The organism is Streptomyces sp. NRRL S-337 (assembly GCF_000720175.1).
Taxonomy (GTDB): Bacteria; Actinomycetota; Actinomycetes; order Streptomycetales; family Streptomycetaceae; genus Streptomyces; species Streptomyces siderophoricus.
On the sequence record NZ_JOIX01000021.1, the window covers coordinates 66,760 to 79,237 of the forward strand.

Here is a 12,478-nt window from a genome sequence, read left to right on the forward strand (position 1 = left end):
GGGATGGAGCGGATGGGAAAGATGACAACGGACACGGTCTCCGCTGCGGCCGCCGGCACCTGGCTGCTCGGTGACCGTGAGATCAACCGGCTCGGCCTGGGCGCCATGCGTCTGACCGGCAGCGCCGCCTTCCACGAGGGCACCCCCAGCGACCGCGCCCAGGCGATCGCGGTACTGCGTCGCGCGGTCGAGCTCGGCGTGAACCACATCGACACCGCGGCGTTCTACTTCTCCCGGCTGCGCTCCGCCAACGAACTGATCAACTCGGCGTTGGCGCCGTACCCGGACGACCTCGTCATCGCCACCAAGGTCGGCCCGGCCAGGGACGCTTGCGGTGAGTGGACCGCCTCCGCGCGGCCCGACCAGCTGCGCGGCCAGGTCGAGGAGAACCTGCGCCAACTCGGCCGCGACCACCTCGACGTGGTCAATCTGCGCCTCATGGGCCAGCACTCCCTCAGCGAGCACTTCGGCGCCCTCGCCGAGCTGCGGGAAGCCGGCCTCATCCGCCACCTGGGCATCTCCAACGCCCGCCCGGAGCACCTCGCCGAAGCCCTGGCGATCGCACCGGTGGTGTGCGTCCAGAACCGCTTCGGCATCGACGTGCCGCACGGCGCACGGATGCTGCGGGAATGCGCCGCACGCGGCATCGCGTTCGTACCCTTCTTCTCCCTCGCCGGGGAGGGACGCGAGACGGGAGCCGTTTGTGCCGAGCACGACGAGGTCCGCGCCGTCGCCCGCGCACACGGTGCCTCACCGGCACAGGTACGTCTGGCCTGGACCCTGCGGCAAGGCGCCCATGTGCTGGCCATCCCGGGAACGGGAAACCCGGATCACCTGGTCGACAATGTGGCGGCCGGCGCGCTGCGGCTGACGGAGGAAGACTGCCGGCTTCTCGATGCGATCGGCCACGCCGCACCCTGATACCGGCCACGGCAGCTGTACGTGCTCCCGTTCCGGAACCGGCCCCACCTGTGAGCGCGTGGGCGTCGTCATCGCCCTCTTTCTTCCCGTTCCGAACGCGGTCGAGGGCCTCGGGGCGCACGCCATGTGCGTTCCGCTTCATCCGGAATGCCGTTCTCGTCGTCGTCCGCGCCTCCGTGAACGCGGGGTGAGGTACGCGCCGGTAGCCGCGCCCGGCCTTCAACTGTTCGGTTCCGCTTCACTTTTGAAGTTCTGACAACTTCACGACGGCCCTCCTACGGTTGCCTCGCTTCACACGAGAAACGCCACTCCCCGCACCGTGCACGGCTCTTTCTCGGAGGTCCGCTGTGTCCATGTCCATGCTCTCCCGCATCCGACGACCGCGCCGGTCCGTCTCGCTCTTCGGTGCCACCGGCCTCGTGGCCGCCTCGCTCGGACTGTGGGGCAGCGCCCCCGGTGTCGCGCAGGCCGCGGCGCTGCCGACGCCCGACCACGTCGTGGTCGTGGTGTTCGAGAACCACGCCTACGAGCAGGTCATCGGCAGTTCGAGCGCTCCGTACCTGAACAACACCCTCAAGGCCGGTGGAGCCAACCTCACCAACTCCTTCGCACTGACCCACCCCAGCCAGCCCAACTACCTGGACCTGTTCTCGGGCGGCACGCAGGGCGTCACCGATGACAGTTGCTACACGCCGCAGTTCTCCGGCGCCGCCAACCTCGGCTCGGAGCTGATCGCCGCCGGCAAGTCCTGGGGCAGCTACAACGAGGGCCTGCCCTCCGAGGGCTCCACGACCTGCACCAACAGCGCCACCAAGTACGCCCGGAAGCACAACCCGTGGTTCGCGTTCAACAACGTGCCGCTGAACACCGCCCACACCTTCAGCCAGTTCCCGACGAACTACAGCACGCTGCCGAAGGTTTCGTACGTCGTGCCGAACCTGTGCAACGACATGCACGACTGCTCGATCACCACCGGCGACAACTGGCTGAAGAACAACCTCGACGCCTACGCCCAGTGGGCCAAGAACAACAACAGCCTGCTCCTCGTCACCTTCGACGAGGACGACCGGGCCCACAACAACCACATCGCCACGGTGCTGTACGGAGCGCACGTCACCCCGGGCAGCTCGTCCTCCGCGACATACAACCACTACAACGTCCTCCGGACCGTCGAGGACCTGGCCGGCCTGACCACGCACGCCGGCAACGCCGCCTCCGCCTCCGACATCACCGGCATCTGGAACTGACCACCGTGTACGTAGCAGACAGCCGTACCACCCCTGCTCCGGCCGACCCGGGTACCCGCCCGGGCGGCCGGGGCAGGGCCCTGCCGCACGCCAAGGCCGCGTCCGCGCTGCGGACCGTGCCCCGGACCGTGTTCGTCCTCGGCACGGTCAGCCTCATCACCGACGTCTCCTCCGAGATGGTCACCGCCGTCCTCCCGCTGTACCTGGTCGCCACACTGGGCCTGTCCCCGCTGGGTTTCGGCCTGCTGGACGGGGTCTACAACGGCGTCAGTGCCCTGGTCCGGCTGGTCGGCGGCCATCTCGCCGACCGCGGTGGGCGGCACAAGGCCGCTGCCGCCGTGGGGTACGGGCTCTCCGCACTGTGCAAACCGCTGCTGCTGCTGGCCCACGGCGTGCCGCTGATCAGCGTGGTGCTCGCCGCCGACCGCACGGGCAAGGGACTGCGTACGGCACCGCGCGACGCGATGATCTCCCTGGCCTCCTCCCCCCGGACGCAGGGGCGTTCGTTCGGTGTGCACCGTGCGATGGACACCGCCGGAGCCCTGCTGGGGCCGGTCACGGCCTTCGCCATCCTGCGGATGGCGGCCGGGGGCTACGACGCCGTGTTCACCGTCAGCTTCTGCGTCGCCGTGACGGGTGTACTGGTCCTGCTGCTCTTCGTGCCGGGCCGCACCCCGACGGCCGGTACCGCGGCTCCCGCCGCGCGGGTCTCCCTGGCCGCGGCGGTCGGCCTGCTGCGCCGGGCCGAGCTCCGACGGCTGACCCTGTGCGCGCTGCTGCTGGGGCTGGCCACGGTCTCCGACTCCTTCCTCTACCTGCTGCTGCAGCGGCGCCTGGACCTGGCCCAGGAGTGGTTCCCGCTGCTGCCGATCGTCACGGCGGGCTCCTTCCTGCTGCTGGCCGTCCCCCTGGGGAAGGCCGCCGACCGCTGGGGCCGGTGGCGGACCTTCCTGGCCGGTCACCTGGGCCTCCTCGCCGCGTACGGACTGGTGCTGGCGCCGTTCCACGCGCCGGCGTTGCCCCTGGTGGCCGCGGTGCTCGTCCTGCACGGCGCGTTCTACGCCGCGACCGACGGGGTGCTGATGGCGGCGGCTGCCGGTGTGACGCCACCGGAGCTGCGCTCCAGCGGCCTGGCCCTCGTCCAGACCGGACAGGCCGGGGCCCGCTTCGCCTGCTCCGTACTCTTCGGCGCCGCTTGGACGGCATGGGGCGACCGGACCGCGCTGTCCGCCGCCGCGGTGGCGCTGGCCGCGAGCGCGACGGTGTGCGCCCTGCTCCAGCCGGTGCGTACCACGACGGAGGTGGCGGCGACGGAGACGGCGGCGACGGAGGAAGGCTCTGCGGAACCCTCCACCGCACCCACGACCGATCCCGCGCCCACGACGGAGGCCGCCGGATGAACGTCCGTACCCGCATCGTCGTCCTGCTCGTCGCCGTGCTCGTACTCGGCGGCGTCGCCGTGGGATCCGTGCTGCGGGCCGCCGACCAGGCGCACCGCAAGGACCAGCAGCAGACCACCGGCCCACAGGTGACCGCAGGGCAGGTGGCACTGGACCGAGCGGCCTCGGCGCGGCAGGCCCGGCTGGTATTCCGCAGCACGCTGTGGGGGCCGCACCGCGACGAGCTGGTGTCCGTACCGGCCTCCGACCCCGCCGGTCCGCGCACCGCATCCGGCCTGCGCTGCCTGCGCTTCTACACCGCCGCCGGCACCGGCAGTTGTCTGCGTGCGGTGCCCGGTGCGATGGCCGGCCATTACGAAGCCGTCGTGCTGGACTCCCGGCTGCGGGCCCGCAGACACGTTCCCCTGGTCGGGAGCCCCACCCGGACCCGGGTCTCGCCCAGCGGGCGGATGGTGGCGTGGACCGTGTTCGTCAGCGGAGAGTCGTACACCGGGCTCAACTTCTCCACCCGCACCTCGATCCTCGACACCCGCAACGGAAGGTTCCACTCCAGCCTGGAGTCCTACCGCGTCATCAAGGACGGGCGGCCGTACCGGAGCCCGGACATCAACTTCTGGGGAGTGACGTTCGCCGACGACGGGCACTTCTACGCCACCCTGGCCACGCGCGGGACCGCCTACCTGGTGCGCGGCGACATCGCCCGGCGCACGGTGACCATCCTCCGCGGCAACGTCGAATGCCCGTCGCTGTCGCCGGACGGGACCCGACTGGCGTTCAAGAAGCGGGTGCCGGGCCTGCCGGTGGACGCGCCCTGGCGCCTGTACGTGCTGGACCTGCACAGCATGCGCGAGCACCCGCTGGCCGAGCGGCGCAGCGCCGACGACCAGGCCGTCTGGCTGGACGACCACACCGTCGCCTACGCCCTGCCCGGCGACTTCGAGACCGACGCCTGGTCCGTGCCCTCCGACGGCACCGGCCACCCCCACCGCCTGATGCCCGCGGCCCAGGCCCCGTCCGCGGTCCGCTGACGTGCCGTCGCGGCCGGGCAGGGCGCTCAACCCACCCCGATTGGACGGCGATTGGTCGCCCGGCTAAGGTTTTGGCCATGCGGTCAGAAAATAATGCGGGCGGCCAGGCGGGCTCCGTCTCCGTCCCGGCGGGCGGGGTGGGTGACCTGACGTCGCAAGAGCCCGAGCGCTCCTTCATCGAGAAGGCGCGTCGGGCCCAGATCATGGATGCCGCCGTCGAGACCATCGCGGTACGGGGGTTCGCGAAGGCCTCGCTGGCGCAGATCGCCGAGCGGGCGGGGATCAGCAAAGGGGTGATCTCGTATCACTTCGCCGGCAAGGCCGAGTTGATCGAGCGGCTCGTCGAGCAGATCTATGAGGGGATCGGCGCGTTCGTCGAGGCCCGGCTGGAGAAGGAGGCCGGGGCAACGGCCTGGCTGCGGGTCTATGTGGAGTCGGTGGCCGCGTACATGCAGGACCACCGGTCCCAACTCACCGCGCTCGGCGAGATCTTCAGCAACTTCCGTACCGAGGACGGGGCCCTGCGCTACGGCGTCGCCTCCAGCGAGCCGCTGTACGCCGGGCTGGAGGGGGTCTTCCTGGAGGGGCAGCGCAGCGGCGAGCTTCGCGACTTCGACGTGCGCGTCATGGCCGTCAGCCTCCAGGCCGGGATCGACCACATGTTCGCGTACTGGAGCGCCCATCCCGAGCACGACCTGGCGGCCCATGCCCGCCAGCTCGCCGACCTCTTCGAGCACGCCACCCGGGCGGAAGCACCACGGGACGCGACCGACAGCGGCCCCGCCCAGCCCTGAACGACACACCAACCGCCCTGTACGACACACCAACAGCACTGAACTTCACACCAGCAGCACCGGACAGCCATGGACTGCACGGCTGTGAACTGCACTGAACGGGGAGGACTTTCATGACGGACGACCTGGCCCGCCCGGCCCTGGCGGTGGGGCCCGAGCCGGCCACCGGGCGGCCCAAGGCCGCCGCCCGACTGCTCTACGTCGACAATGTGCGCATCGTGCTGACGGCTCTGGTGGTGCTGCACCACACCGCCGTCACCTACGGCAACATTCCCGCCTGGTACTACACCGAGCCCGCCAAGGACGGCTCCGGGCTGCTCCTGGATGTGTTCGTCATGTTCAACCAGGCGTTCTTCATGGGGTTCTTCTTCATGATCGCCGGCTTCTTCACACCGGCCTCCTACGAACGCAAGGGCACCCGGCCGTTCCTCCGGGACCGCCTCAAGCGGCTGGGTATTCCACTCCTCGCCTTCCTCCTGCTGATACGTCCGCTGGCGGGCTCCGGCGGCTACGCCGATCTGCGGGCGGAATTCGCCGAGCAGGGCAACGACCTTCCCTACTGGCTGTATTACGTGCTGAGTTGGGACGCGGGGCCGATGTGGTTCGTCGAGGTGCTGCTGGCGTTCTCCCTGGTCTACGCCCTCGTGCGGCACCGGCGGGCGCGCTGCCTCACGGGCGTCGGCGGGGAGGCCGGCACGGCCGGGCGCGCGCCCGAGCGGGCTTCGCGGCCGCTGCGGCCGCTCGCCATCGTCGTCTTCACCCTCGGTCTGGCCCTCGCGACGTACCTGTGGCGGATCGTCGTGCCGAACGGCAGCTACCTGCCCGTCCTCGGCCTGCCCACCCCCAGTTTCATGCCGCAGTACGCGAGCTTCTTCGTCATCGGCGTGCTGGCCCACCGCCGTGGCTGGCCGCAGACCCTCTCCCGGGCCGCGGGGCGGGTGGGGTTCGTCGTCGCCACCATGGCCACGCTCGCGTATCTGCCGGTCGTCCTCACCGCAGCGGACGGCGCGCTCGACGGGCACGGCAGCTGGCAGTCGCTGGCCGGGGCCGCATGGGAGTCGACGTTCGCGGTCGGCGTCGTCCTCGGGCTGACCGTCCTGTTCCGGGAGCGTTTCCAGCGGCAGGGCCCGGTCGCCGCGTTCCTCTCCCGCCATGCCTTCGCCGTCTACCTCACCCACGCGGCCGTGCTGGTCGGCCTCGGCTACGCCTTCCGCTGGCTGCACGCCCCGGCGGCCGTGAAGTTCGCCCTGGTCGCCGCCCTGGCCCTGCCGCTGTGCTGGGCCGTGGCCTACGCCGTCCGCTCCCTGCCCCGCGCGGACCGGGTGCTGTGACGCCGTAGCCGTCCCTCGGTGGCAGTGGCCCCTGTTCCTGGCCCGAGTCAGGAGCGGGGGCCCTTCCGGGTCGACCGTCCCGCTCACCCCAGCGGCTTGTCCAGCACTGCCTTGGTGTGGCTGAACGTCTCCAGTGAGTACTCGCCGTGGTAGCGCCCCATGCCGCTCTCGCCGACACCGCCGAACGGCAGGTCGGGGGCGGTGAGATGGGCGACCTGCAGCCCGAAGGTGAGCGCGCCGGAAGAGGTCTCGGTCAGGAGGCGGTGCTTGGTGGCGTCGGAGTCGGTGAACGCGTACAGCGCCAGCGGCTTGTCCCGGTGGTTGATGAAGGTGATCGCCGCGTCCAGGTCGGGCACCGGCACGATCGGCAGGATCGGGCCGAAGATCTCCTCCTGCATCACCGGGGCGTCGGGGGAGACGTCGGCGAGGACGGTGGGTGACAGGTAGCGGTCGGCGCGGTCGTGGGTGCCGCCGATGACCGTGCGGCCGCTGTCGAGGAGGGCGGTCAGGCGGTCGAAGTGGCGCTCGTTGACGATCCGTCCGTACTCGGGCGCGGTGGCCGGGTCGGCTCCGTAGGTCTCGCGCACGGCCTCGGCGAGGTGCGGTTCGATGTCCCGGGCGGTGTCGCCGATGGCCAGGACGTAGTCCGGGGCGACGCATGTCTGGCCGGCGTTGAGGAACTTGCCGGTGACCAGCCGCCGGGCCGCCGCGGCCAGATCCGTACCGGCGTCGAGGACGACGGGGCTCTTGCCGCCCAGTTCCAGCGTGACCGGTGTCAGGTGCCGGGCGGCGGCGGCCATCACGATCCGGCCGACGGTGCCGTTGCCGGTGTAGAAGATGTGGTCGAAGCGCTGGGCCAGCAGTGCCGTGGTCTCCGGGACGGCGCCCTCGACGACGGCCACCGCGTCGGTGTCCAGGTGGCGGGGCAGCAGCCGGGCGAGCGCGGCCGAGGTCGCGGGGGCGAGCTCACTGGGCTTGACGACGGCGCAGTTGCCCGCGGCGAGGGCGCCGACGAGTGGGGCGAGCGCCAGCTGCAGCGGGTAGTTCCAGGGCGCGATCACCAGGACGACGCCGAGTGGTTCGCGGACGACCCGCGCGGTCGCCGGGAGCAGCCGGTCGGGCAGGTCGGCGGGCCGGGGCGCCAGCCAGTCGTCGAGCCGGTCGAGGGTGTGGTCGATCTCGTGGAGGGTGAAGCCGATCTCGGTGCGGTACGCCTCCTCGGGGCCCTTGCCGAGGTCGGCGGCCAGCGCGGCGAGGAGCTCGTCGCGGTGGTCGGTGAGCAGGGTGCGCAGGGCCGTGAGCTGGCCGCGTCGCCAGTCGGTGGCGGCGGTGCGGCGGGTGGCGAAGGTGCCGCGGAGCCGGTCGACGACGGCGGTGGCCGCGTCGAGGGCACCCGCGTCCAGGTCAGGGGTGGCGGTGTGGGATGTCATGCCGCCGAGGCTACACGAAACGAAAACTTTTCGTTTCGTAATGGTGGGTCGGTAGACTCCCGGTGTGGGCGAACGTACCGAGAGCAACCAGACCGCGGCGGCCGGGCGGGGACCCGCCCGTGGCCGCCCGCGGGACGCCGAACGCGACCGGGCCCTCCTGGAGGCCACCGTCCAGGTGCTCCAGGAGAGCGGCTACGGCGGGCTGACCACGGCCGCCGTGGCCAAACGGGCCGGGGTCTCCACCGCGACCCTCTACCGCCGCTGGCGTTCCAAGGAAGACCTGGTCGTCGGCACCGCCGTGCGCTGGGCGAGCGACCTCGGCCCGCAGCCCGACACCGGCAGCCTCGAAGGCGACCTGGCGGCCCTGCTCCGGGACAAGGCCGAGACGCTGGAGGGCCCCGGCGGCCGGCTGCTGCACGTCCTGATCGGCGAGTCCGCCCACAACGAGGCGCTGGCCCGGGTGCTGGACACCGCCATCATCGAGCCGGTCCGCGACCGGGCCGCCACCGTCGTGCGCCGCGCCGTCGACCGCGGCGACATCCCGCCCCTGGAGAACGCCCACGTACTGGCCGACCTGGTCGTCGGCTCGATGGTCAGCCGCCTCTTCCTCACCCCCGATGCGGCACATCGGGCCACCGCGGACGGCCCGTCGTCCGGTGAGGCGGCGATCAGCGAGCTCCTCCCGTTCCTGCTGCGTGCCCTCGGCGCACGGACGGGACCGACCGGGCCCGGCGCACCCGTACCGCCGAACCGCTGACCCCCACGGCCGGCCCCCAGCCGCGCGGACCGGTGGTCCCGCCCCCGGCGTCGGGATTTGCCTTGGAGTGGACTCCAGCCTCCACACTGACCACGACGGCATCCCGTGCCGTGGACGGAAAGGCGGCAGCTGATGGAGACGACGAACGGGACGGGGCACCCCCTGCCCTACGAGACCTACCGGCAGGCGATCGAGCGGGAGACCCTGCGCTTCGCCGAGGTGGCCCGGAGCGCGGACCCGGCGACCCCCGTGCCCTCCTGTCCCGACTGGACGCTGGCCGAGCTCACCCGGCACGTGGGATCGCTGCAGCGCTGGTTCTGCGCGCTGCTGACCCAGCTGGTGCAAGAGCCGCCGCGCAGCCGTGATGTGGAACTGGGGCTGCCGGATCGCGCGGAGGAGTACGCCGGCTGGGTGGCCGCGGGAGCGCCCACCGTGGCCGCCGTACTGCGGAGCACGGACCCCCAAGCGGCCATGTGGGCCTGGGGAGAGGACCAGCACGCGCGGTTCTGGGCCCGCCGGATGCTCTTCGAGACGATGGTGCACCGGGTGGACGCGGAGCGTGCCGTCGGCCACGAGTCGGACATCGACCCCGTGCTGGCCGCGGACGGGGTGGACGAATTCCTGGTCAATCTGCCGTATGCGGGCCTCTTCGCCCCGGAGGTGGCGAAGTTGCGGGGCGACGGCGAGGTCATCGCCTTCCGGTGTGCGGGCCCTGCCGACGCCACCGGCGAGGAGTGGCGGGTGCGGCTGGATCCGGACGGCTTCCGCCTGCTGCCACGGACCGGCGCCGACCCCGCCCCGGGTGACGCCGCGTCCTCCGCGCCGCAGGCGACGGTACGAGGCCGGGCCGCGGACCTCCTGCTGCTGCTCTACGGGCGGCGTCCGTACCAGGACCCCGCCTTCGACGTCTCGGGCGAGGTCACCGCACTCGACCGCTGGTTCGCCCACACGGCCTTCTGACCCGCCCCGAGCCCCCCGAAGCGCCCCGAAGCTCGTCCAGGCGGCGCGGTGGAAGGGCCACGCGGCGTAGGTGACCACCGGCGCGGTGAGGGTGAGCGAGGGCCACTGCCAGTACTCGATCTGCAGCGCCGGAACCATCGCCATCACGACCACCGGCACCGCCAGGGCCACGGCGGTGATCAGCCGCTGCCGGAGCGGCCGGAGCTCATCGGGCTCCGCGTCCGCGCCGCTGGTCGCCGGCGCGTCGTCCGTACGGGCCGGGGCCAACGGTGGCCCCGACGACGGCAGGACGAAGCCCGGGCCCGAGGTCTCGTTCACCGCCATGGCGCCGAGCACCGGCGCATACCGCCTCTTCCTCGACTTCCGGCACGAGGGCAAGGTCCGCACCGCCGCCTTCACGGTCCACGCGGGGCGCGCTGCCGCACGGGCGGACCGGTGACGGGCCGGGAACGGCCACGAGTCGCCGACGGGCCCGGCACGGCCACGATTCGCTAGGCTGAAATGGGCCACTCAGGCGCAGGGAAAGATCACCGATTCCCAGTGAGGGAGGTCGATCATGGGCGGTCGGCTTGCGGAGTCGCGGATGGTCGCGGTCTACCTCAATGATCACCTGGCCGGTGCCACGGCCGGTGTGGAGCTCGCCCGGCGCATGGCCCGGGAGCACCAGGGTTCGGACCTCGGCGGTGAAGTGAAGGACCTCGCCGCGGAGATCTCGCTGGACCGGCAGGCCCTCCTACGGCTCATGGCCGCCCTGGGCGTTCCGGTTCGGCGATACAAGATCTACGGAGCCTGGGCCGGCGAGAAGATCGGACGTCTGAAGCCCAACGGCCGTGTGGTCCGTCGTTCCGGCCTCAGCACCGTCGTCGAGCTCGAGGGAATGCGTCTCGGCGTCGAAGGCAAGGCGCTCCTGTGGCGCACGCTCCTCGACTGGGCTCCGCGAGAGCCCCGTCTGGACACCCAACGGCTGAACGAACTCCTGGCCGGAGCGCGGCAGCAGACCGAGATACTGGATGCTCTGCACAGCAGGGCGGTCCGGAAGTTTCTGACCGAACGGTCCGACCAGCGGCAGTCGGAGGCCGCCCGATGACCGCGCCACGGCCGACCGCCGCGCACAGTCCGTCCACGCCCCGGGCAGCACCACCTGGCACGTGAGGGCCCCTCGTGAACCCGATGCTCGTCGCGCGTGCCCAAGGCCTGTTCAACGCAGGCGGCGGCGCGTGGGCTCTGCTGTGCCTGCGCGGCTTCGAGCGCCACTTCGGGCCGCGGAGGAGGAAACAGGAGCAGGACTGGCTGGTCAGAACGGTGTCGGGGCTACTGGTCGCCTGCGGCTGGAGCCAGCTCCGGGCCTGCCCGGCGCCCGAATGCCTGGCCCAGGCACGCCGTCTCGGCCTCGGCACGGCTCTGACCCTGCTCGCCGTCGACCTGGTCTACGTGCCGAGGGGCACGGTGCGCCGCAGTCATGCGCTGGACGCCGTCATCGAGGCCGGCTGGCTCGTCGCCTGGTGGCGGTGCGGTCCCCTTCCGCCCGCACCGAGCCCGCGCCGCTCACCCCTCTCATTGTCACTGCCGGCCGCCGCCCCCGCGCAGGCAAGCGGTCCCTGCTCATGACGGCCGTCCGCCACTACCGGCATCGATCGATCGGCCACCGGCCGTGTGCACGGTCAGGCCACGTCGCCGAGGTAGGCGTCGGGGGCCAAAGGGGTGCGAGACAGGTCTGCGAGGGGCTGCCGGATGGCCCGCGGCAGCAGCTCGGTGGCGGGGACTTTCCGCAGCGGGACCCATTCCAGGCCGATCTGCGTGGCGTCCTGGGAGTGGCCACCGAGTTGATGGGGATCGCCGGTGGGGATGCAGAGGAAGATCGCTTCGATGCGGTGGGTCTCGGATCCGTCGTCCGGCTCACCGTGGTGGGCGCCGATGTATTCGCGCAGCCACAACAGGCGGTCGACCGTCACGGTCAGGCCGGTTTCTTCGTGCACCTCGCGGCGGACCGCGTCACCGAAACTCTCACCGGGGCGCTGGCCTCCTCCCGGCAGGAAGTAGTACTCCTGATCTCGCCAGTGAGCGCGGGTCAGGAGGACATGGTCCTCGTGGAGGACGACGGCCTTGGCAGAGGTGCGGATGGTGGGGCTCGGGGGCTGGGGCACGGTGGTGGTCACCTTCCTGTCGTTCCGGCATGTCCTGTCCCGACCGCTCAGGCGGGCACCGACGAGCAACGAAGCTTCGTCCGCCCGGGAAAGAGACTCGTCGTCACCTTCACCCGCACGCTACCGCCCCCTTCTGACGCAGACTTCCAAGGCCGTTTCTGCGGATTCGGATGCGGCAGCCCACCCATGGCCGGCCCGTGGGTCACCGGTCGTGGGTAGGCTGCCGCAGAGAGCCTTTCAGGGGGTGCCATGGCGAAGATCACCGTCAGTCTGGACAGCGATCTGGCGATCGAGGTGATGCTGTTGGCCGGTACCAGGAGTCCCCAGGACGCGGTCGAGTTGATCGTCCGGGACTACCTGGCACGCGGGCGTCGTACCGAGGCCCGTACCGGTGACGGTGCCGACCGGCATCGTGTCGCCGACCGGCGGTCGGCGCCGGAAGAGGGGCGCTGAGCACTGCGGAACG

The 12,478-nt window shown here is 71.5% G+C and carries 13 protein-coding genes and 1 pseudogene; 11 read left to right on the forward strand and 3 right to left on the reverse strand.

Features of this window, described 5'->3' with window-relative positions:
- Window positions 1-21 precede the first annotated feature (21 nt).
- From IG62_RS0117855 to IG62_RS0117880, 6 genes are all read left to right on the forward strand, one after another.
- Entirely contained in the window at window positions 22-921 is a 900-nt protein-coding gene (locus IG62_RS0117855) for an oxidoreductase (RefSeq protein WP_037838530.1), read from the forward strand.
- Between the two features lie 353 nt (window positions 922-1,274).
- Window positions 1,275-2,168, forward strand: a complete 894-nt coding sequence (locus tag IG62_RS0117860; protein WP_030803410.1) for an alkaline phosphatase family protein — start codon at window positions 1,275-1,277, stop codon at window positions 2,166-2,168.
- 5 nt (window positions 2,169-2,173) lie between these two features.
- Entirely contained in the window at window positions 2,174-3,568 is a 1,395-nt protein-coding gene (locus IG62_RS0117865; RefSeq protein WP_078872062.1) for an MFS transporter, read from the forward strand.
- Window positions 3,565-4,596 (forward strand): PD40 domain-containing protein, encoded by a 1,032-nt coding sequence (locus IG62_RS0117870; RefSeq protein ID WP_030803414.1) that lies wholly within the window; start codon window positions 3,565-3,567, stop codon window positions 4,594-4,596. Before IG62_RS0117865 ends, IG62_RS0117870 begins: the two co-directional genes overlap by 4 nt.
- A 77-nt stretch (window positions 4,597-4,673) precedes the next feature.
- Entirely contained in the window at window positions 4,674-5,390 is a 717-nt protein-coding gene (locus IG62_RS0117875; protein WP_030803416.1) for a TetR/AcrR family transcriptional regulator, read from the forward strand.
- 113 nt (window positions 5,391-5,503) lie between these two features.
- Window positions 5,504-6,721, forward strand: coding sequence for an acyltransferase family protein (locus IG62_RS0117880; RefSeq protein ID WP_030803420.1), 1,218 nt, complete (start codon window positions 5,504-5,506; stop codon window positions 6,719-6,721).
- Window positions 6,722-6,804: 83 nt separating this feature from the next.
- Here IG62_RS0117880 and IG62_RS0117885 read toward each other — a convergent pair whose 3' ends face one another.
- On the reverse strand, window positions 6,805-8,151 hold the full coding sequence (locus tag IG62_RS0117885; RefSeq protein ID WP_107053003.1) for an aldehyde dehydrogenase family protein: 1,347 nt from the start codon (window positions 8,149-8,151) through the stop codon (window positions 6,805-6,807).
- A 64-nt stretch (window positions 8,152-8,215) separates the two neighbouring features.
- Here IG62_RS0117885 and IG62_RS0117890 point away from each other — a divergent pair, with 64 nt between their 5' ends.
- Both IG62_RS0117890 and IG62_RS0117895 read left to right on the forward strand, forming a co-directional pair.
- Window positions 8,216-8,908 carry a TetR/AcrR family transcriptional regulator gene (locus IG62_RS0117890; RefSeq protein ID WP_051798200.1) on the forward strand — a complete coding sequence of 231 codons (693 nt, stop codon included), beginning with the start codon at window positions 8,216-8,218 and terminating at the stop codon, window positions 8,906-8,908.
- A gap of 132 nt (window positions 8,909-9,040) precedes the next feature.
- On the forward strand, window positions 9,041-9,868 hold the full coding sequence (locus IG62_RS0117895) for a maleylpyruvate isomerase family mycothiol-dependent enzyme (RefSeq protein WP_030803431.1): 828 nt from the start codon (window positions 9,041-9,043) through the stop codon (window positions 9,866-9,868).
- A gap of 30 nt (window positions 9,869-9,898) precedes the next feature.
- On the opposite strand, the pseudogene IG62_RS48745 reads toward IG62_RS0117895, so the two are convergent.
- Window positions 9,899-10,087 (reverse strand): annotated as a pseudogene (locus tag IG62_RS48745) (hypothetical protein); the annotation flags it as partial.
- A gap of 337 nt (window positions 10,088-10,424) precedes the next feature.
- Between IG62_RS48745 and IG62_RS0117905 the strand changes: the two are divergent.
- Together IG62_RS0117905 and IG62_RS0117910 are read left to right on the forward strand one after the other, a co-directional pair.
- Window positions 10,425-10,955, forward strand: coding sequence for a hypothetical protein (locus tag IG62_RS0117905; protein ID WP_037838510.1), 531 nt, complete (start codon window positions 10,425-10,427; stop codon window positions 10,953-10,955).
- 74 nt (window positions 10,956-11,029) lie between these two features.
- Window positions 11,030-11,476, forward strand: a complete 447-nt coding sequence (locus IG62_RS0117910) for a hypothetical protein (protein WP_063755369.1) — start codon at window positions 11,030-11,032, stop codon at window positions 11,474-11,476.
- A 53-nt stretch (window positions 11,477-11,529) separates the two neighbouring features.
- Here the strand turns inward: IG62_RS0117910 and IG62_RS0117915 are convergent, their stop codons facing one another.
- Window positions 11,530-12,012 (reverse strand): NUDIX domain-containing protein, encoded by a 483-nt coding sequence (locus tag IG62_RS0117915; protein WP_158795054.1) that lies wholly within the window; start codon window positions 12,010-12,012, stop codon window positions 11,530-11,532.
- Window positions 12,013-12,261: 249 nt separating this feature from the next.
- Between IG62_RS0117915 and IG62_RS0117920 the strand changes: the two genes are divergently transcribed.
- Window positions 12,262-12,465, forward strand: coding sequence for a hypothetical protein (locus IG62_RS0117920; RefSeq protein WP_030803447.1), 204 nt, complete (start codon window positions 12,262-12,264; stop codon window positions 12,463-12,465).
- Window positions 12,466-12,478: the final 13 nt, after the last annotated feature.